This window comes from Pseudomonas sp. W17, from assembly GCF_040268305.1.
Lineage (GTDB): Bacteria > Pseudomonadota > Gammaproteobacteria > Pseudomonadales > Pseudomonadaceae > Aquipseudomonas > Aquipseudomonas protegens.
Window position 1 is genome coordinate 2,151,468 of the sequence record NZ_CP158490.1, and the last position, 21,990, is coordinate 2,173,457.

Below are 21,990 nucleotides of genomic sequence, written 5' to 3' on the forward strand. Positions count from 1 at the left end.
TTACTCTGCGGTATGAGCGTCGGTGGCGCAGGCGGGTTTGCCAGCAGCGTATTTAAGACTGGGGTCGACCAGCGCATCGAAGCGTTTCAGGGCTTCGGAGCCGATCAGGAGCGGGTATTGGAATGCGCTGCGGTCGGTCAAGTTCACTTCGATGCTGCGCAAGGCGCTGCCCATGCAGACATCCAGGGCGATGACCGGCCGTGCGGTGTAGTTCTTGTCCTCATCGGGGTCGTAGTCGCCGGCACGGCGCTTGATCTTGCTGACCCGGGCCAGAGGCCGTTCGATGGGATGGGAATGGGCGGCGTCGATCGCCAGGTAGAAACGCACCCAGGACTCGCCATTGCGCTTGAAGCGCTTGATGTCGCGGGCACTCAGGGAAGCGGTCTTGGCCCCGGTGTCGAGCTTGGCCGCGACCTCCAGGTCGATGCCGGACAGCCGAGCGTATTCATTCAAGCCGTAGACAGTCTTGCCGGCGGCGGCGCTGATGCCGGGCAGGGCAAGCAGGCAGAGCAGTAGGGGAAGGGCCTTGAGTCTCATAGATCCTGATGGGCATGGGTTCTTCAGTTCAAGGCGACCGGCATTGCTGCGCAAGCTCCCTCGTATGCGTGCCATAAAAAGATGACAGGCCAATGCGGGCGGCATTCTAGCATGCTGGTTTTATGGCGCCAGCGCCGGGGGCGGGCCTTTTGTCTTGCTCTGGCGCTTAGGGTTATTAGACGATTGTCGACAATCTCTATTTTTCCTTTGACTGTTTTCGGTGTATTGGCTAATTTTTGCCTCATTGATTTTAAAGGTGTCGACAATATGCTGGATCAACTCGAACACCCGATGCAGGCACAGGACGATTCTGAAACCCTGTCCGAAAACGTCTTCCGGCGGATCCAGGCGGCCATCGTCAAGGGCGAGATCGCCCCGGGCAGCAAGATCTCCGAGCCTGAACTGGCGCGCACCTACGGCATCAGTCGCGGCCCGCTGCGCGAGGCCATCCACCGCCTGGAAGGTCAGCGCCTGCTGGTGCGGGTGCCCCATGTCGGCGCCCGGGTGGTGTCCCTGAGCCATGCCGAGCTGATCGAACTCTACGAAATCCGTGAGTCCCTGGAAGGCATGGCCTGTCGCTTGGCGGCCGAGCGCATGACCACCGAGGAAATCGACGAACTGCGCCGGGTGCTCGATACCCACGAACGCGATGCGGCGTTCCAGGCCGGCGTCGGCTACTACCAGCAGGAAGGGGACTTCGACTTCCACTACCGGATCATCCAGGGCGCCGGCAACCGCACCCTCACGCAGATGCTCTGCGGCGAGCTGTATCAACTGGTGCGCATGTACCGCATCCAGTTTTCCGCGACCCCCAACCGCCCGCACCAGGCCTTTGCCGAACACCACCGGATTCTCGATGCCATTGCCGATCGCGACGGCGAACTGGCCGAGTTGTTGATGCGCCGCCACATCGGCGCCTCGAAACGCAATATCGCGCGTCACTACCAGGACAGCGCCCATCAGACAGCCACTCCACGAGGTGAGTCATGAGTTCCAATAAGAGCACTCCAGGCCAGCGTTTCCGCGATGCGGTCGCCAGCGAACAGCCGTTGCAAGTGGTCGGCGCGATCAACGCCAACCATGCCCTGCTGGCCAAGCGCGCCGGTTTCAAGGCCATCTACCTGTCGGGCGGCGGGGTCGCTGCCGGCTCCCTCGGCGTGCCTGACCTGGGCATTACCGGTCTGGACGACGTCCTCACTGATGTGCGTCGTATCACCGACGTCTGCGACCTGCCGCTGCTGGTGGACGTGGACACCGGTTTCGGGTCGTCGGCCTTCAACGTGGCGCGCACCGTCAAGTCGATGATCAAGTTCGGCGCCGCGGCGATCCATATCGAAGACCAGGTCGGCGCCAAGCGCTGCGGTCACCGCCCTAACAAGGAGATCGTTTCCCAGCAGGAAATGGTCGACCGCATCAAGGCCGCGGTGGATGCCCGTACCGATGACAGCTTCGTGATCATGGCGCGCACCGACGCCCTGGCGGTGGAAGGCCTGGAGTCGGCCCTCGAACGCGCCGCGGCGTGCATCGAGGCCGGCGCCGACATGGTGTTCCCGGAAGCCATCACCGAGCTCGAGATGTACAAGATCTTCGCCGATCGGGTGAAAGCCCCGATCCTGGCCAACATCACCGAATTTGGCGCCACCCCGCTGTACACCACCGAACAGTTGAAATCCGTGGATGTTTCCCTGGTGCTGTACCCGCTGTCGGCGTTCCGTGCCATGAACAAGGCGGCGGAAAACGTCTACACCGCGATCCGTCGCGACGGTACCCAGCAAAATGTGATCGACACCATGCAGACCCGCATGGAACTGTACGAGCGCATCGATTACCACAGCTTCGAGCAGAAGCTCGATGCGCTGTTCGCGCAGAAGAAAGGCTGAATGAATGCTTGCTCGCGATGGCCGTCAACGCTGACGCGCAGCCCCTGACTCGCTGGGGCGCGCGGGCCTGGATCGCGAGCAAGCTCGCTCCTACAGTGTCGGGGTGAGTCCCGACCAACGAAGTTGCCAAGTCCCTAACAAATTCAAGATTGGAGAGAGCAATGGCCGAAGCAAAAGTATTGAGTGGTGCAGGTCTGCGCGGCCAGGTGGCCGGGCAAACCGCGCTGTCCACCGTGGGTCAGGCCGGTGCCGGGTTGACCTACCGCGGCTATGACGTGCGCGAACTGGCGGCCGATGCGCAGTTCGAGGAAGTCGCCTACCTGTTGCTGTACGGCGACCTGCCGACCCAGGAACAACTGGCCGCCTACAGCGCCAAGCTGAGCAAGCTGCGCGACCTGCCACAGGCGCTGAAGGAAGTGCTGGAGCGCATACCGGCCCAGGCCCATCCGATGGATGTGATGCGTACCGGTTGCTCGTTCCTGGGCAACATCGAGCCGGAGAAAGACTTCTCCCAGCAGCACGACGTCACCGACCGCCTGCTGGCGGCCTTCCCGGCGATCATGTGCTACTGGTACCGCTTCAGCCACGAAGGCGTGCGTATCAATTGCGTCAGCGACGAGCAGACCATCGGTGGCCACTTCCTGCACCTGCTGCATGGCAAGAAGCCCAGTGACTTGCACGTCAAGGTGATGAACGTCTCGCTGATCCTCTATGCCGAGCACGAGTTCAATGCCTCCACCTTCACCGCCCGGGTCTGTGCCTCTACCCTGTCGGACCTCTATTCCTGTGTCACCGCGGCCATCGGTTCGCTGCGCGGCCCGCTGCACGGCGGCGCCAACGAAGCGGCCATGGAGCTGATCGAGCGCTTCCAGAGCCCCGAGGAGGCGACTGCCGAGTTGCTGCGGATGCTCGAGCGCAAGGACAAGATCATGGGCTTTGGCCATGCGATCTACAAAGACAGCGACCCGCGCAACGAGGTGATCAAGGGTTGGTCGCAGAAGCTGGCTGACGAAGTCGGTGACAAGGTGCTGTTCCCGGTGTCCGAAGCCATCGACAAGACCATGTGGGAGCAGAAAAAACTCTTCCCCAATGCCGATTTCTACCACGCCTCGGCGTACCACTTCATGGGCATCCCGACCAAGCTGTTCACACCGATCTTCGTCTGCTCACGCCTGACCGGCTGGGCCGCCCACGTGTTCGAGCAGCGTGCCAACAACCGCATCATTCGTCCAAGCGCCGAGTACATCGGCGTTGAACAGCGCAAGTTCGTGCCAATCGAGCGCCGCTGACCGGGAGGGCGCCGGGACTGTTGATTGAATGCACCGCAGCACCTGCAGGAGCGAGCTTGCTCGCGATAGCGATGGACCAGCCGACAGCGATCTCGGACCTGATTCAGTCATCGCGAGCAAGCTCGCTCCTACAAGGGATAGATGCCCATTCAACCCAGTGCCAGGCGCTCCCTTTGAAACTACCGTGACCGAGCCCTGACCATGAACAGTGAATTTCGCAAGACGCTGCCCGGCAGCCAACTGGACTATTTCGACGCCCGGGCGGCGGTCGATGCGCTTAAGCCAGGCGCCTACGACAGCCTGCCCTACACCTCCCGCGTACTGGCGGAAAACCTGGTGCGCCGTTGTGATCCGGCAACCCTCAACGCTTCCCTCGGCCAACTGATCGAACGCCGCGACGACCTGGACTTCCCCTGGTTCCCGGCCCGCGTGGTGTGCCACGACATTCTTGGCCAGACCGCACTGGTGGACCTGGCCGGCCTGCGCGACGCCATCGCCGACCAGGGCGGTGACCCGGCGCTGGTCAACCCGGTGGTGCCGACCCAGTTGATCGTCGACCACTCCCTGGCGGTGGAGTGCGGCGGTTTCGACCCGGACGCCTTCGACAAGAACCGCGCCATCGAAGACCGGCGCAACGAAGACCGGTTCCACTTCATCAACTGGACCAAGAAGGCCTTCAAGAACGTCGACGTGATCCCGCCCGGCAACGGCATCATGCACCAGATCAACCTGGAGAAAATGTCCCCGGTGATCCAGGTGCTCGACGGTGTGGCCTTTCCTGATACCTGCGTCGGCACCGACAGCCACACCCCCCACGTGGATGCGCTGGGGGTGATCGCCATCGGCGTGGGCGGCCTGGAAGCCGAGAGTGTCATGCTCGGCCGCGCCTCGTGGATGCGCCTGCCGGACATCATCGGTGTCGAGGTCACCGGCAAGCTGCAACCGGGCATCACCGCCACCGACATGGTGCTGGCGCTGACCGAGTTCCTGCGCAAGCAGAAAGTGGTGGGGGCCTGGCTGGAATTCTTTGGCGAAGGTGCCGCGGCGCTGACCCTGGGCGACCGCGCCACCATCTCCAACATGGCTCCGGAATACGGCGCCACGGCGGCGATGTTCTACATCGACCAGCAGACCATCGACTACCTCAAGCTCACCGGCCGTGAAGACGAGCAGGTGCGTTTGGTCGAAAGCTACGCCAAGCACACCGGCCTTTGGGCCGACAGCCTGAAGAGCGCACGCTACGAGCGCGGCCTGCAGTTCGACCTGTCGTCGGTGGTGCGCAACATGGCCGGGCCGAGCAACCCGCACGCCCGGGTCGCCACCAGCGACCTGGCGGCCAAGGGCATCGCCGGGCAGTGGTCCGAAACCCCGGGGCAGATGCCGGACGGCGCGGTGATCATCGCCGCGATCACCAGTTGCACCAACACCAGCAACCCGCGCAACGTGATCGCCGCCGGCCTGCTGGCGCGCAACGCCAACAAGCTGGGGCTGACCCGCAAGCCATGGGTCAAGTCGTCCCTGGCCCCGGGTTCGAAAACCGTGGCCATGTACCTGGAAGAGGCCGGCCTGGGCCATGAGCTGGAGCAACTGGGCTTTGGCGTGGTGGCTTTTGCCTGCACCACCTGCAACGGCATGTCCGGTGCCCTCGACCCGGTGATCCAGAAGGAAATCATCGACCGCGACCTGTACGCCACTGCCGTGCTCTCGGGCAACCGCAACTTCGATGGGCGCATCCACCCTTACGCCAAGCAGGCGTTCCTGGCTTCACCGCCGCTGGTGGTGGCCTACGCCATTGCCGGCACCATTCGTTTCGATATCGAGAAAGATGTGCTGGGCCTGGACGCCAACGGCCGGGAAATCCGCCTCAAGGACATCTGGCCGAGCGATGAAGAGATCGACGCGGTGGTCAAGGCGGCGGTCAAGCCGGAGCAGTTCCGCAAGGTCTACATCCCGATGTTCGCCATCCACGAAGACACCGGCCCGAAAGTCGAGCCGCTGTATGAATGGCGCCCGCAGAGCACCTACATCCGCCGTCCGCCGTACTGGGAAGGGGCCCTGGCCGGTGAGCGCAGCCTGACCGGGATGCGTCCGCTGGCGGTGCTGCCGGACAACATCACCACCGACCACCTGTCGCCGTCCAACGCCATCATGGCGGGCAGCGCGGCCGGTGAGTACCTGGCGAAAATGGGCCTGCCGGAAGAGGATTTCAACTCCTACGCGACCCACCGTGGCGACCACTTGACCGCTCAGCGCGCGACCTTCGCCAACCCGAAACTGTTCAACGAAATGGTCCAGGAAAACGGCAAGGTCAAACAGGGCTCCCTGGCGCGGATCGAGCCGGAAGGCAAAGTGACGCGGATGTGGGAAGCCATCGAAACCTACATGCAGCGCAAGCAGCCGCTGATCATCGTTGCCGGTGCCGACTACGGCCAGGGCTCGTCCCGCGACTGGGCAGCCAAGGGCGTGCGCCTGGCGGGGGTGGAAGCCATCGTCGCCGAAGGCTTCGAGCGCATCCACCGTACCAACCTGGTGGGCATGGGCGTGCTGCCGCTGGAGTTCCTCGCGGGCACCGACCGCAAGACCCTGGGTATCGACGGCACTGAAACCTACGACGTGATCGGCGCGCGCACGCCTCGGGCGCAACTGACCCTGGTGATCAACCGCAAGAACGGCGAGCGGCTTGAGGTGCCGGTGACCTGCCGCCTCGACACCGCCGAAGAGGTATCGATCTACGAGGCGGGCGGGGTGCTGCAACGTTTCGCCCAGGACTTCCTGGAATCGGCAGTAGCCAGCTAAGCAACGTACCGGGGGCGGGCCGCAAGGCGCCGCCCCCGGTCATTATCGGGACCTGAAATTCATGGCATTCGTAGCGCAAATCAAGATTCCCGCCACCTACATGCGTGGCGGCACCAGCAAGGGCGTGTTCTTCAACCTGCAGGACCTGCCCGAGGCGGCCCAACTGCCGGGCGCAGCCCGTGACGCCCTGTTGTTGCGGGTGATCGGCAGCCCCGATCCCTATGACAAGCAGATCGACGGCATGGGCGGCGCCACGTCCAGCACCAGCAAGACGGTGATCCTGTCCAGGAGCATCAAGGCTGACCACGACGTCGACTACCTGTTCGGCCAGGTGGCCATCGACAAGGCCTTTGTCGACTGGAGCGGCAACTGCGGCAACCTCTCGGCGGCAGTGGGCTCCTTCGCCATCAGCAGCGGCCTGGTGGACCCGGCGCGCATTCCACAGAACGGCGTGGCGGTGGTGCGCATCTGGCAGGCCAATATCGGCAAGAGCATCATCGCCCACGTGCCGATCACCAACGGCGAGGTCCAGGAAACCGGCGACTTCGAGCTGGACGGCGTGACTTTCCCGGCGGCCGAAGTGCAGCTGGAGTTCCTTGACCCTGCGGCCGAGGAAGAGGGTGCGGGCGGTTCGATGTTCCCCACCGGCAACCTGGTGGACGACCTGGAAGTGCCCGGTGTCGGCACCTTCAAGGCGACCCTGATCAATGCCGGGATTCCGACGATCTTCGTCAACGCGGCAGACATCGGCTATCGCGGTACCGAGCTGCAGGGCGATATCAATGGCGACCCCAAGGCCCTGGCGATGTTCGAGACCATCCGCGCCCATGGCGCCCTGCGCATGGGCCTGATCAAACACCTGGATGAAGCCGCCCAGCGCCAGCACACGCCGAAAGTGGCTTTTGTCGCCGCGCCTGCGGACTACCAGGCCTCCAGCGGCAAGGCGATCAAGGCCGGGGACGTCGACCTGCTGGTGCGGGCCATGTCCATGGGCAAGCTGCACCACGCGATGATGGGCACCGCGGCTGTGGCCATAGGTACCGCCGCGGCGATTCCCGGGACCCTGGTCAACCTGGCGGCCGGTGGTGGCGCGCGCAGCGCGGTACGTTTCGGCCATCCCTCGGGCACCTTGCGCGTTGGCGCCGAAGCCACCCGGAGCGGCGGTGACTGGACGGTGGTCAAGGCCATCATGAGCCGCAGCGCGCGGGTGCTGATGGAAGGCTGGGTGCGAGTGCCCGGCGACAGTTTCTAGGAAGAGAAGCGCTTGCTGTGGAGGGGCTTGCTGTCCAGCGGGAGCAAGCTCCCTCGCCACAGCCGCTGGTTGTGATTGAATCGCTGAGCAGGCGCAGACCTGCGATGCCGTTATTGACCTGAACCTGTCACTGAGGAATCGACACCACCTACCATCCTGTACTGGAGTGAAGCGCTCATGAGCAGCAACGTTGACCTGAACAACCGTCCCGGCTACGACCAGGTCCTGCAGGACATTGCCAATTACGTCCTGGATTATTCCATCGACTCCCGAGAAGCCCTCGATACCGCACGCAATTGCCTGATGGACACCCTGGGCTGCGGCCTGCTGGCCCTGCGTTTTCCCGAATGCACCAAGCACCTGGGGCCGATCGTCGAAGGCACAGTGGTGCCTTTCGGTGCCCGGGTGCCCGGCACCAGCTATCGCCTCGACCCGGTGAAGGCGGCCTGGGACATCGGTTGCATCGTGCGCTGGCTGGACTACAACGACACCTGGCTCGCGGCCGAATGGGGCCACCCCTCGGACAACCTCGGGGGAATTCTCGCGGTAGCCGATCACCTGTCACAAAAGCGCGTGGCCAATGGCGAAGCGCCGCTGACCATGAATGATGTGCTCAAGGCCATGATCATGGCCCATGAGATTCAAGGCGTGATTGCCCTGGAAAACTCCTTCAACCGTGTAGGCCTCGATCATGTGCTGCTGGTGAAAGTGGCTTCCACCGCGGTGTGCGCCAAGCTGATGGGAGCCAATCGCGAGCAGTTGCTGGCGGCACTGTCCCAGGCCTTTGTCGATGGCCAGGCGCTGCGCACCTATCGCCATGCACCCAATGCCGGTTCGCGCAAATCCTGGGCGGCGGGGGATGCCTCCAGCCGTGGAGTGCGCCTGGCGGATATCGCCCTGCGTGGCGAGATGGGCATTCCCGGCGTCCTGACGGCGCCGCAGTGGGGCTTCTATGACGTGCTGTTCAGCCATACCAACAAGGACCTGGCGCTCAAGCCCGAGGGCCAGCGGCAGTTCAGCCTGACGCAGAAATACGCCAGCTACGTGATGGAAAACGTGCTGTTCAAGATCAGTTTCCCGGCGGAATTCCATGCGCAAACGGCCTGCGAAGCGGCGGTGACCTTGCATCCTCTGGTGCGCAACCGCCTGCACGAAATCGACCGCATCGTCATCACCACCCATGAGTCGGCGATCCGTATCATTTCCAAGGTCGGGCCGCTGGCCAATGCCGCCGACCGCGACCACTGCCTGCAATACATGACCGCCGTGCCCCTGGCCTTCGGCACCCTGGTGGCCGAGCATTACGAGGACGATTTCCATGCCGCGCACCCGATCATCGATCAGTTGCGCGAGAAGATGCACATCGTCGAAGAGCCTCGCTACACCCGTGAATACCTGGAGGCCGACAAGCGCTCCATTGCCAATGCGATCCAGGTGTTCTTCAAGGACGGCTCCAGCACCGAGCAGGTCGCGGTGGAATACCCCATTGGCCACCGTCGCCGCCGCGCCGAAGGCATCCCGCTGCTGGAAGACAAGTTCAAGGCCAACCTGGCCACGCGCTTCACGGCCCAGCGTGCGACGCAGATTTTCCAGCTGTGCAAGGATCAGGCGCGGCTTGAGGCGACGCCGGTGCACCGGTTCGTCGACCTGCTGGTGATCTGACCCCACCCTTGTAGGGGCGAGCTTGCTCGCGATGAACGTCAATGATGACGCGGGCTCGCAGGGCTGACGCGGTGTCCTTGAAGCCTTCGAGCAAGTTCGCTCCTACAGAGTCTCTTTAGCGTCGGGCGGGCTTTCTGGACAGCCATTTGTCCAGGGGCAGTTTGGTGATGGCGAAACCGCCGAGCAAGGTCGAGGAATACAGCAGCAGGTCCCGGGACAGGCTCTGGCCTTCGTACCAGGCGCCGATGATCACCGCGAACACCGGAAAAATGATGAACACGAAGGACAGGATCATCGGGTTCAGTCGTTTGAGCAGGAAAAAATAGACAATGAACCCACCCACAGAAGCCGCCAGCCCCAGATACAGCAGGGCGCCCCAGGAACGCGGGCTGATGGCGGAAAAGTCCGGGTGCTCGATCCCCAACCCCGCCAGGCACAGCAGTAGACCGGCGATGCCGATCGGCAAGGTGTTGTAGGTGATGACGCTGATGGCGCTGCCGTGTTTCTTGGTGACCACGTAACACAGTGCATGCAGCAGCGCCGCGCCGAGAATTGCCAGTACTCCCGAGAGTTCATTGTGGTCGCTGAGCAGGCCCTGGCCGCGAATGATCTGGAACAGGCTGACAAAGCCGATGGCGATGCCGAGCAGTTGCGCCAGGTGAATCTTCTCCCGCAACAGCAGGGCGGAAAAAATCAGGATGAACACCGGCATGCAACTGAACAGCAGCGCGGTCAGGCCGGAGGAAACGTGCACCTCGCCGTAGTTGAGCAGGGTGTAGGGCAGGCTGAAGTAGCACAGGGTGACGAATGCCAGGAACCCCCGGCTGCCCTTGGGAAACATCAGCGGCTCGCGGCGCAGCCAGGCAAAACAGGCGAACAGCGGAAAGGCAATCAGAAAGCGCAGACCGGCGGCGGTCAGTGGCGGCACGCTTTGCACCGCAATCTTGATGCCCAGCCAGGTGGTGCCCCAACTCAGGCAGACAATCAGGAACAGGGTGCAGGTCACCAGGGTGGCAAGCCAGGGGCGGGGCAGGGCCCGGGTGTCGGATATGACGGTGCTGGTATTCACGCTGGCATTCCTTTCGTGATGAGCAATTGACCTCTATATTGGGCGAGTCATTTGCGGTAATTGAGCCCTTGAGCAACGCTATTGGTGAAAATGATGGCTGTCAAAGTAAGTATTGACACAGTGTCAATGATGCGTTCCGCATTGCAGGAAGGGGTAGGCGCCAAGTACAAGCGACTGGCCGAGACCCTGGAAAAAGCCATTGCCGACGGTACGCTGGCCCCCGGTAGCAAACTGCCACCCCATCGCCTGCTGGCGGACAAGTTGGGCGTGACCATTGGCACCATCAGCCGCGCATACGCCGAGCTGGAACGCCTGGGGCAGGTGGTGGCACGGGTCGGCGATGGTACTTATGTGCGCCAGGACGGTTTGCAGCGCCAGCGCGACAGCGGCTTTCGCAACGTCGCCGAGGAGCCGGAGGCGCTGTTCGACATGAGCCGCAACACCCATATTCCCGGCCAGGAAAACCATTTCATCGCTCAGGGCTTGCGGGCATTGGCAGAAGATCCTTTGGGGCTGCAGCAAGTCGCCCGTTACAGCGCCGAGGCCGGTCTGGCGCGGTATCGCGCCGCGGGGGCTCGCTGGCTGACCCAGGATGGCCTGCAGGCGGATCCCGAGCAGGTGATTTGCGTCAACGGTGCCCAGCACGGCTTGCATGTCGCCTTGCTGGCACTGCTCAAGCCCGGCGATACCCTGGCCACTGAACACCTGACCTATCCGGGCCTGATCAGCACGGCGCGAATGTTGGGTATCAAGCTCCTGGGGTTGCCGATGGACGCACAGGGGCTGTTGCCGGAGGCCCTGGACGAAGCGTGCCGGCAGCACCGCATTTCAGCGCTGTATTGCAGCCCGACCCTGCAAAACCCCACGGCTGCGGTGCAGTCCGCTGCGCGGCGCGAGGCCGTGGCGGAGCTCTGTCGCCGGCATAACCTGTTGATTCTGGAGGATGAAACCCACGCCGTGCTGATGGAGCGGCGCCCGGCGCCGCTGGCCCATTTCGCAGCGGAGCGCACGGTGCTGATCAGCAGCCTGAGCAAGGCCGTGGCGTCAGGGCTGCGGATCGGTTTCCTGCATGCACCGTCGCCCCTGGTGGGACGTTTGGCCGCAGCGGTACGCGCCACCTGCTGGATGGCCACGCCTTTGCCGCTGGAGCTGGTAGCGGGCTGGGTCGACACGGGAGTTGCCGAGCGCCTGCGTCAGCAGCAGATGGCCGAAATCGCCCGACGCAAGGAGCTGGTCACGGAGGTGTTGCAGGGGCTGGAGTGGCGCAGTCCGGAGGGTTGCCCGCATTTCTGGATCAGGGTTCCGGAGCCGTGGCGTGCCTCTGAAATCGAGGCGGATCTCAAGCATCAGGGATACCTGGTGGCCACTGCCGAAGCCTTTGCCGTGGGCCAGGCCGCGGTGCCGCAGTTCGTCCGGGCCAGTGTCTGCAATACCACCGCGGATGATCGTCGGCTGCAGGACGGCTTTGCCGTGTTGGCCGCGGCCTTGAAGCAGGAGAGCGGGCTGTCCCGCTGGTAGGGCGGCAGGCGGGCCTCGCCGTCGGTCGCGCAGAGGTTACTTGAAGCGCCGTTCCACGCCTTTTTCCACGAGGATCTTGGCCGAGATCTCTTCCACCGAGAAATGGGTGGAATTGATGTGGGGGATGTTTTCGCGGCGGAACAGGTTTTCCACTTCGCGCACTTCGAATTCGCACTGGGCGTAGCTGGAATAGCGGCTGTTGGGCTTGCGCTCGTTGCGGATCGCGGTGAGGCGGTCGGGGTCGATGGTCAGGCCGAACAGCTTGTGCTTGTGGGCGCGCAGGGCATTGGGCAGTTGCAGGCGCTCCATGTCTTCCTCGGTCAGCGGGTAGTTGGCCGCGCGGATGCCGAATTGCATGGCCATGTACAGGCAGGTCGGGGTCTTGCCGCAACGCGACACGCCCACCAGGATCAGGTCGGCCTTATCGTAGTAGTGGGTGCGGGCGCCGTCGTCGTTGTCCAGGGCGAAGTTCACCGCCTCGATCCGCTCCATGTAGTTGGAGTTGTGGCCAATGGAGTGGGATTTGCCGACGGAGTAGGAGGAATGTTCGCTCAGCTCCTGTTCCAGGGGCGCGAGGAAGGTCGAGAAGATGTCGATCATGAAACCATTGGAGGTCGCGAGGATCTCACGAATGTCCTGATTGACGATGGTGTCGAAGATTATCGGGCGATGGCCGTCTTTTTCGGCGGCTATATTGATTTGTTGTACCATGGCCCGCGCTTTTTCCATGCTGTCGATATACGGCCGCGTGAATTTGCTGAAGGTAACGTTTTCGAACTGCGCCAACAGGCTCTGGCCGAGGGTTTCCGCTGTGATGCCGGTACCGTCGGAGATAAAGAAAGCAGATCGTTTCATTTGCGGCTTGGGCCTTAAGCTAGTGACGATTCTTGGATATGATAGGCGCGATTTGTCGGCCGGGAATGGCCCGCATTCTCACTTATTTTCCAGGTCCAGGCCATATAGCGGGCAAACGCTCCCTGGAGCAGCCGGCTTCTGAGCTTTTCCAACACAGTTAGTGGAGAGATCACCTTGGTAGAGTACGTAGTTTCCCTCGATAAGCTCGGCAAACACGATGTTGAGCATGTGGGGGGCAAGAACGCATCCCTGGGCGAGATGATCAGCAACCTCGCAGGTGCGGGCGTATCGGTCCCTGGTGGCTTCGCCACGACAGCTCAGGCTTATCGTGATTTTCTTGAGTTGAGTGGTCTGAACGACCAGATTCATGCGGCGCTCGATGCGCTGGATGTCGATGACGTCAACGCCCTGGCCAAGACCGGCGCGCAGATCCGTCAGTGGATCATGGAGGCCGAGTTCCCCGAGCGCCTCAACACCGAGATCCGTACCGCCTTCGCCGCACTGTCGGCGGGCAATCCCGACATCGCCGTGGCCGTGCGTTCCTCGGCCACTGCCGAAGACTTGCCGGACGCCTCCTTTGCCGGCCAACAGGAAACCTTCCTCAATATCCGTGGCGTGGACAATGTGATTCGCGCTGCCAAGGAAGTGTTCGCCTCGCTCTTCAACGACCGCGCCATTTCCTACCGCGTGCACCAGGGGTTCGACCACAAGCTGGTGGCCCTGTCTGCCGGTGTGCAGCGCATGGTGCGTTCGGAAACCGGCACCGCCGGCGTGATGTTCACCCTCGACACCGAATCGGGTTTCCGTGACGTGGTCTTCATCACCGGCGCCTATGGCCTGGGTGAAACCGTGGTCCAGGGCGCGGTCAACCCGGACGAATTCTACGTCCACAAGAACACCCTTGAAGCCGGTCGTCCGGCCATCCTGCGCCGCAACCTGGGCAGCAAGGCGATCAAGATGATCTACGGCGACGAAGCCAAGGCTGGTCGCTCGGTGAAAACCGTGGACGTGGACGCCGCCGATCGCGCGCGTTTCTGCCTGACCGATGCTGAAGTCAGCGAGCTGGCCAAGCAGGCGATGATCATCGAGAAGCACTATCAGTGCCCGATGGACATCGAATGGGCCAAGGACGGCGACGACGGCAAGCTGTACATCGTCCAGGCCCGTCCGGAAACCGTGAAGAGCCGTACCCAGGCCAATGTCATGGAGCGCTACCTGCTCAAGGAAACCGGCACCGTGCTGGTGGAAGGCCGTGCCATCGGCCAGCGCATTGGCGCCGGCAAGGTGCGGATCATCAAGGACGTGTCCGAGATGGACAAGGTTCAGGCTGGCGACGTGCTGGTCTCCGACATGACCGATCCGGACTGGGAGCCGGTGATGAAGCGCGCCAGCGCCATCGTCACCAACCGCGGCGGCCGGACCTGCCACGCAGCAATCATCGCTCGCGAGCTGGGCATTCCGGCAGTAGTGGGTTGCGGCAACGCCACCGAGCTGCTGAAAGATGGCCAGGGCGTGACCGTTTCCTGCGCTGAAGGCGACACCGGTTTCATCTTCGAAGGCGAACTGGGCTTCGACATCAAGCAGAACTCGGTGGATGCCATGCCGGAGCTGCCGTTCAAGATCATGATGAACGTCGGCAACCCGGACCGTGCCTTCGACTTCGCCCAGCTGCCGAACGCCGGCGTGGGCCTGGCCCGCCTGGAGTTCATCATCAACCGCATGATCGGCGTGCACCCCAAGGCACTGCTGAACTACGCTGGGCTGCCACAAGAGATCAAGGACAGCGTCGACAAGCGTATTGCCGGCTACCACGATCCTGTGGACTTCTACGTCGACAAGCTGGTTGAAGGCATCAGCACCCTGGCTGCGGCGTTCACACCGAAGAAGGTCATCGTGCGTCTGTCGGACTTCAAGTCCAACGAATACGCGAACCTGATCGGCGGCAAGCTCTACGAGCCGGAAGAAGAAAACCCGATGCTGGGCTTCCGCGGTGCTTCGCGTTACATCAGCGAATCCTTCCGTGACTGCTTCGAACTCGAATGCCGCGCCCTGAAGCGCGTGCGCAACGAGATGGGCCTGACCAACGTCGAAATCATGGTGCCATTCGTGCGCACCTTGGGCGAGGCCAGTCAAGTAGTTGATCTGCTGGCTGAAAACGGCCTCAAGCGCGGCGAGAACGGCCTGCGCGTGATCATGATGTGCGAACTGCCGTCCAACGCCATCCTGGCGGATGAGTTCCTCGAGTACTTCGATGGTTTCTCCATCGGCTCCAACGACCTGACCCAACTGACCCTGGGCCTGGACCGTGACTCGGGGATCATCGCCCACCTGTTTGACGAGCGTAATCCTGCGGTCAAGAAGCTGCTGGCCAATGCCATTGCCGCCTGCAACAAGGCTGGCAAGTACATCGGCATCTGCGGCCAGGGGCCTTCGGACCACCCGGACCTGGCCAAGTGGCTGATGGAGCAGGGCATTGAAAGCGTTTCGCTGAACCCGGACTCGGTACTGGAAACCTGGTTCTTCCTGGCTGAAGGTCAGGGCGCGGCGTAATCGGTGAGTGCAGAGCCGGTCGGTCGCAAGGCTGGCTGGCTCTTGAAGATTCAAGCAGGGCGTGCTTCTTCTGGATGCCGCCCTTTTTTGTGCAAGAAGAATATGCAAAGCAGCAGCAACCTATTTCCGGTCGCCTTGATCAGTGCCGAGCGTCGAGGCGACCTCAGCGAAGATGTCTATCGCTTGAAGCCCGGCAACAGTCCCGACCCTTCCGTGGAGTTGGCCGTCACCCGCCTGGGGCTGGCCGATGAGCCTGAAGCCCGGGGGATCCCCGTGGTCCTGCTGCATGGCAGCTTTTCCAATCGACGTTTCTGGTATTCGCCCAAGGGCATCGGGCTGGGGGCCTATCTGGCCCGCGCGGGATTCGATGTGTGGATTCCTGAAATGCGCGGTCACGGTTTGTCGCGCCGCAATGCCGACTACCGCAAGAACCGTGTCGCCGATTACGCTCGGTACGATTTGCCGGCAATTGCCGCCTTTGTCCGTGAGCAAAGTGCGCAGGTTCCCCATTGGATCGGTCATTCCCTGGGCGGCACTACCCTGGCGGCGGCCTTGGGCGGGCAGTACCTGGGGGATACGGGCGTGGCTTCGGCGGCGTTTTTCGGTACCCAGATCAGCCGTACCTACTGGCCCTTGAAGATCCCGATGGTGGAGTGGGGTGGGCGCCTGGTGATCAAGCGCTTTGCTCAGTTGTCCGGCTCGCGGCTCAAGCGCGGCCCCGAGGACGAGCCCATCGGGCTGGCTCTGGAGAGCATGCGCTGGCATGGATTGTTTGGTCGTTTCGGCGATGCCGACAAGGATTGGTGGGCGGGCCTGGCGCAGGTTACGGTGCCGGCACTGGCAGTCAGTGCCGCAGGGGATCATCAGGATCCGACCTGGGCCTGTCGCAAGTTGTTCGAGCAGTTGGGTAGCGAGCAGAAACAATTTGTCTGCCTGGGGCGCGAGCAGGGATTCAGCGGTAATTTCGGTCACGTCGAGATGCTGGTGAGCAAACCGGCGCAGACTGAGGTCTGGCCGCTGGTCGCGTGCTGGCTCAAGGATCAGCAGGCTCCATTGCTGGTTTCTGTTGCCGAACCCGTGGCTGCGGTTTGAGGCGAAGGCTCTGACAAGGGCATTTCGCTCGATAGCGCTTGCGGCTAAGATATGACGCATTGCGCTGTTCTGGTCACATTCAGTTATTGAGTCGGCTTTCCGTTCCGCTGGCCTGGCTGCGAAAATACGGGGCAGGCGGGTTCGCTCATCAGGCCTTACAGGTTAAACATCTGCGGTCTGGGCGCGTATCTATATAAGGCAGCACCGACACCTTCGATCGTGTTCTTTCTGTTACAGGAGTTTCTCGATGAACCATTACCTCACTCCCGACCTGTGCGATGCCTACCCGGACCTGGTGCAGGTGGTAGAGCCGATGTTCAGCAATTTCGGTGGTCGCGATTCCTTCGGCGGTGAAATCGTCACCATCAAGTGCTTCGAGGACAACTCGCTGGTCAAGGAACAAGTGGAACTCAAGGGGCAGGGCAAGGTGTTGGTGGTGGATGGTGGCGGCTCGCTGCGCCGCGCCCTGCTGGGCGACATGCTGGCCGAGAAGGCCGCAAAAAACGGTTGGGAAGGATTGGTGATCTACGGTTGCATCCGTGATGTGGATGTCATCGCCCAGACCGATCTTGGCGTCCAGGCCCTGGCCAGCCACCCGATGAAGACTGACAAGCGCGGCATCGGCGACCTCAATGTGGCGGTGACCTTTGCCGGTGTGACTTTTCGCCCTGGCGAGTATGTCTACGCCGACAACAATGGCGTGATCGTTTCGCCAAGCCCGCTGAAAATGCCTGAATAAACAATCGACCTGACAAGGGATGCGGATGTTCGAGGAAGAAAACGCGCAATGGGGGCTGGTACATGCCCTGGTGCTGGATGGTGAAGGCGGTGCGCGTTCGATTGCCCGGACTGAGCTCGACGATCTGCAACTGCAGGCCCATGAAAGCCTGTGGCTGCATTGGGATCGCAGTCATCCGCAGACCCAGACCTGGTTGCGTCGCTCCAGCGGCCTGAGCGAGTTCAGCTGTGACCTGCTGCTGGAGGAAAACACCCGCCCACGCCTGCTGGCGCTCCCGGACTCGGAGTTGCTGCTGTTTCTGCGGGGTATCAACCTGAACCCGGGGGCCGAGCCGGAAGACATGGTCTCGGTGCGGATCTTTGCCTCTGCCCAGCGGGTGATTTCCTTGCGCTTGCGTCAGTTGCGCGCCACCGATGAGTTGCTGGTGCAGCTTGCCGAGGGCCGAGGGCCGAAGACGTCTGCCGAACTCCTCCTTTATATGGCCGAGTATCTGACCCACAAGGTGCAGAATCTGGTCAGCGACCTCTCGGAAGTGGTCGATGGCGAGGAAGAAAAACTGGATGCCGACGAACGGTATACCCCCGAGCACGGCAGCATTTTGCAGATCCGTCGGCGGGCTGCCGGGCTCAAGCGCTTCCTGGCTCCGCAGCGGGATATCTTCGCCCAGTTGAGCCGGATAAAACTGCCCTGGTTCGCCGTGGATGATGGTGATTACTGGAACGAGCTGCACAACAGTCTGACCCGTTACCTGGAAGAGCTGGAATTGACCCGAGAGCGCGTGGGGCTTGTGCTGGAGGCCGAAGACCGGCGTTTGAGCGTGCGCATGAATCGCACCATGTACCGCTTCGGGATCATTACCGGGATCTTCCTGCCGATGAGTTTTCTCACCGGCCTTTTGGGGATCAACGTGGGCGGCATTCCGTTCTCGGCCAGCCCTTATGGTTTCATCATCGCCTGCCTTTTATTGGTGGCGGTGGCCGTGGGGCAATGGTGGTTGTTTCGTCGTTTGCGCTGGGTGTGATGATGCTTCATGTGACCCGAATAAATCTGATCGCGTCTTTTTCAGACATCACCAGAGGTGCGTATGCACGATCCGTTTGAACAGTCTTTGCGTGACATGCTCAAAGCCTCGCCATCGAGCCGCGATGACGATGCCTGCCTGGGCCGCGTACTGAAAACCGCCAACCGTCAGGTGGGGGCGGGGGATCTGTTCAGCCTTCTGGGCCGCTGGCTGCCGGCGCTGATGATCGCCTTGAATAACGGATCGGCTCATATTGCGCCGGTTTCTCGTCGTAAATCTTCTGCTCGCACTGCTGATAAGGCTGATTGAATATGGAACTGGATCTCTGGACGCAGAGCCTCGTCACGGCGATGACCGCCTTGTGGACCAAGGTGGCGAACTTCATTCCGAACCTGTTCGGCGCGTTGGTGGTGCTGTTGCTGGGCTTCGTGGTGGCCAAGCTGCTCGATACCCTGCTCTCGAAATTGCTGGCCAAGCTGGGCCTGGATCGCCTCATGGGCGGCACCGGCCTGACCAAGTTGCTGTCTCGTGCGGGTTTGCAGGTACCCATCTCGACCCTGATCGGCAAGATCGTCTATTGGTTCGTTTTGCTGATTTTTCTGGTTTCTGCTGCTGAATCCCTTGGCCTTGAGCGAGTTTCGGCTACGCTCGATATGCTTGCGCTGTATTTACCGAAGGTTTTCGGTGCTGCGCTGGTGCTGCTGGTGGGGGTTTTGCTGGCGCAACTGGCCAATGGCCTGGTACGCGGCGCCGCAGAAGGCGTAGGCCTGGATTACGCCAGCGGCCTGGGGCGAATTGCCCAGGGGTTGGTGATCATCATCAGTATTTCCGTGGCGATCAGTCAGTTGGAGGTCAAAACCGACCTGCTCAACCATGTGATCGTCATTGTATTGATTACCGTTGGTCTGGCTGTTGCGCTGGCCATGGGGTTGGGAAGCCGGGAAATTGCCGGGCAGATTCTTGCGGGAATCTATGTGCGTGAGTTGTATCAGGTTGGGCAACAAGTACGTGTTGGTGAGGTCGAAGGCCAGATCGAAGAGATTGGCACGGTTAAAACTACATTGCTGACCGATGAGGGTGAGCTAGTCTCTCTCTCCAATCGGATCCTGCTGGAGCAGCATGTAAGTAGCCGCTAACCCGGCAAACCCTGCTAATGTATGCCGCCGCAAAATGCCCGTCATCGGGCTGCGGCGGACATTGACCTGACTGTCGGCACGACTCGTTTTGAATAAAACCCAATCGCTATCCACGCGCTATGACCCCCGTGAGCTCTCTGATGAGGAGTTGGTTGCGCGCTCACATACGGAGCTGTTTCACGTAACACGCGCCTATGAAGAGTTGATGCGGCGCTATCAGAGGACCCTATTTAATGTTTGTGCACGTTATCTGGGGAACGATCGGGATGCGGATGATGTCTGTCAGGAAGTGATGTTGAAGGTGCTGTATGGCCTTAAGAACTTTGAGGGTAAATCGAAGTTCAAGACATGGCTATATAGCATCACGTACAACGAATGCATCACGCAGTATCGCAAGGAGCGGCGCAAGCGTCGGTTGATGGACGCTTTAAGTCTTGACCCCCTCGAGGAGGCCTCTGAAGAGAAGGCGCCGAAACCTGAGGAAAAGGGCGGACTTGACCGCTGGTTGGTGCATGTGAACCCGATTGATCGGGAAATTCTGGTGCTACGATTTGTCGCAGAGCTGGAATTTCAAGAGATCGCGGACATCATGCATATGGGGTTGAGTGCTACAAAGATGCGTTACAAACGTGCTCTTGATAAATTGCGTGAGAAATTTGCAGGTATTGCTGAAACTTAGTTCGGCGCAAATATCTCTTACGTCTAGGTGAGTTCTGATAGACTTACCGCCGAGTTGTCCCCCGGTATGTGGGACTGCTTTACAATCACCAGATGGGGATTTAACGGATGAAACTGAAAAACACCTTGGGCATTGCCATTGGTTCTATTGTTGCCGTGACTTCGTTCGGCGTTCTGGCGCAAGGCCAAGGCGCGGTCGAGGGTGAACTGTTTTACAAAAAACAGTACAACGACAGCGTTAATCACGTTGAAGACGGCTTCAACCCAGGCGCATCGATCGGCTACTTCCTGACCGACGATCTGTCGTTGAACGCCACCTACGACAAGACCAACCACACCCGTTCCAACGACGGTACTGGTAACCAGAAAATCAAAGGCGACAACTTCGGCCTGAACGCTCAGTACCACTTTGGTACCGTGGGTGACGCTCTGCGTCCATACGTTTCCGGCGGTGTTGCTCACAAGAGCATGACCAACGTTGAGGCCGACGGCCACAGCGGTCGCGACCAGTCGACTTTCCTGACTGCAGGCGCTGGTGTTAAGTGGTACATCACCGACAACCTGTTCGCCCGTGCTGGCGTTGAAGCTGACTACAAGCTGGACAACGGCAAGTGGGACTACGCTCCTACCATCGGTCTGGGTGTGAACTTCGGTGGCAGCGGCGGCAAAGTCGCTCCAGCTCCAGTAGCACCAGCTCCAGCTCCAGAGCCAGCTCCAGAAGCTCCAGTTGCTGAAGTGGTTCGTGTTGAGCTGGACGTGAAGTTCGACTTCGACAAGTCGGTCGTCAAGCCTAACAGCTACGCTGACATCAAGAACCTCGCTGACTTCATGAAGCAGTACCCACAGACCACCACCGTTGTTGAAGGTCACACTGACTCCGTCGGTCCTGACGCTTACAACCAGAAGCTGTCTGAGCGTCGTGCAAACGCCGTTAAACAAGTTCTGGTTAACCAGTACGGCGTTGGCGCTAACCGCGTTCAATCCGTTGGTTACGGTGAGTCCCGCCCAGTTGCTGACAACGCAACTGAAGCTGGTCGCGCAGTTAACCGTCGCGTAGAAGCCTCGGTAGAAGCTCAAGCTAAGTAATTAGTCTTGTAGCTTGGAAAAACCCGGCCTAGGCCGGGTTTTTCTTTACCTGCGATTTGCCTTCCTGGCGCGAGAGTCAGGCCAGTTGCACCTGGGTTTCAGAGGTAAGGGCCGTGACCGACGCGGTTGCCGCGACTGCCCCGATAACCAGGATTGCCGGGCTCTTGAGGGCGAAAACCTGGGCGTCGCGTTCCATGTTCGCCAGTACGCTGCGGCATTCGCGCTGCTGCGGCAGCGAGGCGTTTTCAATCATCGCCACCGGCGTATCCGCCGCCAGTGCACCACCGAGCAACTGCTCGGCAATCTCCGCCAGCTTCGCCACGCCCATGTAGATCACCAGGGTCGTTCCGCTGTGTGCCAGCGCCTGCCAGTTCAGTTGGCTGTCGTCCTGCGTATGAGCAGTTACCAGAGTCACGCCTCGAGCAACGCCGCGTAGGGTCAGGGGAATATCACAGCGTGTGGCACCTGCCAGGCCGGCGGTTATGCCGTTTACCAGCTCCACTTCGATGCCCCGTGCCTTGAGCCACTGTGCCTCCTCGCCGCCACGCCCGAAAATGCTCGGGTCGCCGCCTTTGAGGCGCACTACGCAGCGGCCCTGTCGGGCGTAGCGCAGCATCAAGCGGTAGATAAAGGCTTGGGGCGTCGAGCGACAACCGCCGCGCTTGCCCACCGGAATCACACGCGCCCCGGGGCAATGCTCCAGCACGGCAGGGTTCACCAGGTCATCGATCAGCACCACATCGGCCTCACCGAGGGCGCGTACGGCCTTGAGGGTCAGCAGCTCCGGGTCTCCGGGGCCAGCGCCTACCAACCAGACTTTTGCATTCATA

The 21,990-nt window shown here is 61.3% G+C and carries 19 protein-coding genes; 15 read left to right on the plus strand and 4 right to left on the minus strand.

What is annotated here, in order from left to right; translation table 11 throughout:
• Complete coding sequence (locus ABCR88_RS10030; RefSeq protein WP_011060179.1) at positions 1–537, minus strand: ATP-dependent zinc protease; 537 nt, start codon at positions 535–537, stop codon at positions 1–3.
• A gap of 267 nt (positions 538–804) precedes the next feature.
• Between ABCR88_RS10030 and ABCR88_RS10035 the strand changes: the two genes are divergently transcribed.
• The 6 genes from ABCR88_RS10035 (at position 805) to prpD (ending at position 9,416) form a co-directional block, all read left to right on the plus strand.
• A complete protein-coding gene (locus tag ABCR88_RS10035) occupies positions 805–1,527 on the plus strand; it encodes a GntR family transcriptional regulator (RefSeq protein WP_011060180.1) in 723 nt (240 codons plus the stop codon).
• Entirely contained in the window at positions 1,524–2,417 is an 894-nt protein-coding gene (gene prpB, locus ABCR88_RS10040; RefSeq protein WP_011060181.1) for a methylisocitrate lyase, read from the plus strand. The genes ABCR88_RS10035 and prpB overlap by 4 nt, the downstream gene beginning before the upstream one ends.
• Before the next feature lie 161 nt (positions 2,418–2,578).
• Entirely contained in the window at positions 2,579–3,706 is a 1,128-nt protein-coding gene (prpC, locus tag ABCR88_RS10045) for a 2-methylcitrate synthase (protein ID WP_011060182.1), read from the plus strand.
• 201 nt (positions 3,707–3,907) lie between these two features.
• A complete protein-coding gene (acnD, locus tag ABCR88_RS10050; RefSeq protein WP_350404479.1) occupies positions 3,908–6,502 on the plus strand; it encodes a Fe/S-dependent 2-methylisocitrate dehydratase AcnD in 2,595 nt (864 codons plus the stop codon).
• Positions 6,503–6,563: 61 nt separating this feature from the next.
• On the plus strand, positions 6,564–7,754 hold the full coding sequence (gene prpF / locus ABCR88_RS10055; RefSeq protein ID WP_015634743.1) for a 2-methylaconitate cis-trans isomerase PrpF: 1,191 nt from the start codon (positions 6,564–6,566) through the stop codon (positions 7,752–7,754).
• Positions 7,755–7,931: 177 nt separating this feature from the next.
• Complete coding sequence (gene prpD, locus ABCR88_RS10060) at positions 7,932–9,416, plus strand: 2-methylcitrate dehydratase (RefSeq protein ID WP_232644462.1); 1,485 nt, start codon at positions 7,932–7,934, stop codon at positions 9,414–9,416.
• A 115-nt stretch (positions 9,417–9,531) separates the two neighbouring features.
• On the opposite strand, the gene ABCR88_RS10065 is transcribed toward prpD, so the two are convergent.
• Entirely contained in the window at positions 9,532–10,485 is a 954-nt protein-coding gene (locus ABCR88_RS10065; RefSeq protein ID WP_350404480.1) for a DMT family transporter, read from the minus strand.
• A gap of 93 nt (positions 10,486–10,578) precedes the next feature.
• On the opposite strand from ABCR88_RS10065, the gene ABCR88_RS10070 reads away from it, so the two are divergent.
• Positions 10,579–12,003 carry a PLP-dependent aminotransferase family protein gene (locus ABCR88_RS10070; RefSeq protein WP_350404481.1) on the plus strand — a complete coding sequence of 475 codons (1,425 nt, stop codon included), beginning with the start codon at positions 10,579–10,581 and terminating at the stop codon, positions 12,001–12,003.
• 36 nt (positions 12,004–12,039) lie between these two features.
• On the opposite strand, the gene ABCR88_RS10075 is transcribed toward ABCR88_RS10070, so the two are convergent.
• The gene (locus ABCR88_RS10075) at positions 12,040–12,858 is read right to left on the minus strand and encodes a pyruvate, water dikinase regulatory protein (RefSeq protein ID WP_011060188.1); all 819 of its coding nucleotides are present in this window, start codon (positions 12,856–12,858) and stop codon (positions 12,040–12,042) included.
• Between the two features lie 174 nt (positions 12,859–13,032).
• Here ABCR88_RS10075 and ppsA point away from each other — a divergent pair, with 174 nt between their 5' ends.
• From ppsA to ABCR88_RS10115, 8 genes are all read left to right on the plus strand, one after another.
• Complete coding sequence (gene ppsA / locus ABCR88_RS10080; RefSeq protein ID WP_041116859.1) at positions 13,033–15,408, plus strand: phosphoenolpyruvate synthase; 2,376 nt, start codon at positions 13,033–13,035, stop codon at positions 15,406–15,408.
• Positions 15,409–15,510: 102 nt separating this feature from the next.
• Positions 15,511–16,500, plus strand: coding sequence for an alpha/beta fold hydrolase (locus ABCR88_RS10085; RefSeq protein WP_236186833.1), 990 nt, complete (start codon positions 15,511–15,513; stop codon positions 16,498–16,500).
• A 247-nt stretch (positions 16,501–16,747) separates the two neighbouring features.
• Positions 16,748–17,239: a ribonuclease E activity regulator RraA gene (gene rraA, locus ABCR88_RS10090; RefSeq protein ID WP_011060191.1), complete on the plus strand. Its 492-nt coding sequence runs from the start codon at positions 16,748–16,750 to the stop codon at positions 17,237–17,239.
• 25 nt (positions 17,240–17,264) lie between these two features.
• Entirely contained in the window at positions 17,265–18,260 is a 996-nt protein-coding gene (locus ABCR88_RS10095) for a zinc transporter ZntB (protein WP_015634750.1), read from the plus strand.
• Between the two features lie 63 nt (positions 18,261–18,323).
• Complete coding sequence (locus ABCR88_RS10100; RefSeq protein WP_011060193.1) at positions 18,324–18,569, plus strand: hypothetical protein; 246 nt, start codon at positions 18,324–18,326, stop codon at positions 18,567–18,569.
• A gap of 2 nt (positions 18,570–18,571) precedes the next feature.
• Positions 18,572–19,396: a mechanosensitive ion channel domain-containing protein gene (locus ABCR88_RS10105; RefSeq protein ID WP_008048604.1), complete on the plus strand. Its 825-nt coding sequence runs from the start codon at positions 18,572–18,574 to the stop codon at positions 19,394–19,396.
• Between the two features lie 88 nt (positions 19,397–19,484).
• The gene (gene sigX / locus ABCR88_RS10110) at positions 19,485–20,075 is read left to right on the plus strand and encodes an RNA polymerase sigma factor SigX (RefSeq protein WP_011060195.1); all 591 of its coding nucleotides are present in this window, start codon (positions 19,485–19,487) and stop codon (positions 20,073–20,075) included.
• 107 nt (positions 20,076–20,182) lie between these two features.
• Positions 20,183–21,160 (plus strand): OmpA family protein, encoded by a 978-nt coding sequence (locus ABCR88_RS10115; RefSeq protein ID WP_011060196.1) that lies wholly within the window; start codon positions 20,183–20,185, stop codon positions 21,158–21,160.
• A 76-nt stretch (positions 21,161–21,236) separates the two neighbouring features.
• On the opposite strand, the gene cobA is transcribed toward ABCR88_RS10115, so the two are convergent.
• Complete coding sequence (cobA, locus tag ABCR88_RS10120; protein WP_041116862.1) at positions 21,237–21,989, minus strand: uroporphyrinogen-III C-methyltransferase; 753 nt, start codon at positions 21,987–21,989, stop codon at positions 21,237–21,239.
• Position 21,990: the final 1 nt, after the last annotated feature.

What these genes read in the sequence shown, in the direction of transcription:
- ABCR88_RS10030 (WP_011060179.1), bottom strand. Translation starts at nt 537, where the DNA reads ATGAGACTCAAGGCCCTTCCCCTACTGCTCTGCCTGCTTGCCCTGCCC.
- ABCR88_RS10035 (WP_011060180.1), top strand. Translation starts at nt 805, where the DNA reads ATGCTGGATCAACTCGAACACCCGATGCAGGCACAGGACGATTCTGAA.
- prpB (WP_011060181.1), top strand. Translation starts at nt 1,524, where the DNA reads ATGAGTTCCAATAAGAGCACTCCAGGCCAGCGTTTCCGCGATGCGGTC.
- prpC (WP_011060182.1), top strand. Translation starts at nt 2,579, where the DNA reads ATGGCCGAAGCAAAAGTATTGAGTGGTGCAGGTCTGCGCGGCCAGGTG.
- acnD (WP_350404479.1), top strand. Translation starts at nt 3,908, where the DNA reads ATGAACAGTGAATTTCGCAAGACGCTGCCCGGCAGCCAACTGGACTAT.
- prpF (WP_015634743.1), top strand. Translation starts at nt 6,564, where the DNA reads ATGGCATTCGTAGCGCAAATCAAGATTCCCGCCACCTACATGCGTGGC.
- prpD (WP_232644462.1), top strand. Translation starts at nt 7,932, where the DNA reads ATGAGCAGCAACGTTGACCTGAACAACCGTCCCGGCTACGACCAGGTC.
- ABCR88_RS10070 (WP_350404481.1), top strand. Translation starts at nt 10,579, where the DNA reads ATGGCTGTCAAAGTAAGTATTGACACAGTGTCAATGATGCGTTCCGCA.
- ABCR88_RS10075 (WP_011060188.1), bottom strand. Translation starts at nt 12,858, where the DNA reads ATGAAACGATCTGCTTTCTTTATCTCCGACGGTACCGGCATCACAGCG.
- ABCR88_RS10085 (WP_236186833.1), top strand. Translation starts at nt 15,511, where the DNA reads ATGCAAAGCAGCAGCAACCTATTTCCGGTCGCCTTGATCAGTGCCGAG.
- rraA (WP_011060191.1), top strand. Translation starts at nt 16,748, where the DNA reads ATGAACCATTACCTCACTCCCGACCTGTGCGATGCCTACCCGGACCTG.
- ABCR88_RS10095 (WP_015634750.1), top strand. Translation starts at nt 17,265, where the DNA reads ATGTTCGAGGAAGAAAACGCGCAATGGGGGCTGGTACATGCCCTGGTG.
- ABCR88_RS10100 (WP_011060193.1), top strand. Translation starts at nt 18,324, where the DNA reads ATGCACGATCCGTTTGAACAGTCTTTGCGTGACATGCTCAAAGCCTCG.
- ABCR88_RS10105 (WP_008048604.1), top strand. Translation starts at nt 18,572, where the DNA reads ATGGAACTGGATCTCTGGACGCAGAGCCTCGTCACGGCGATGACCGCC.
- ABCR88_RS10115 (WP_011060196.1), top strand. Translation starts at nt 20,183, where the DNA reads ATGAAACTGAAAAACACCTTGGGCATTGCCATTGGTTCTATTGTTGCC.
- cobA (WP_041116862.1), bottom strand. Translation starts at nt 21,989, where the DNA reads ATGAATGCAAAAGTCTGGTTGGTAGGCGCTGGCCCCGGAGACCCGGAG.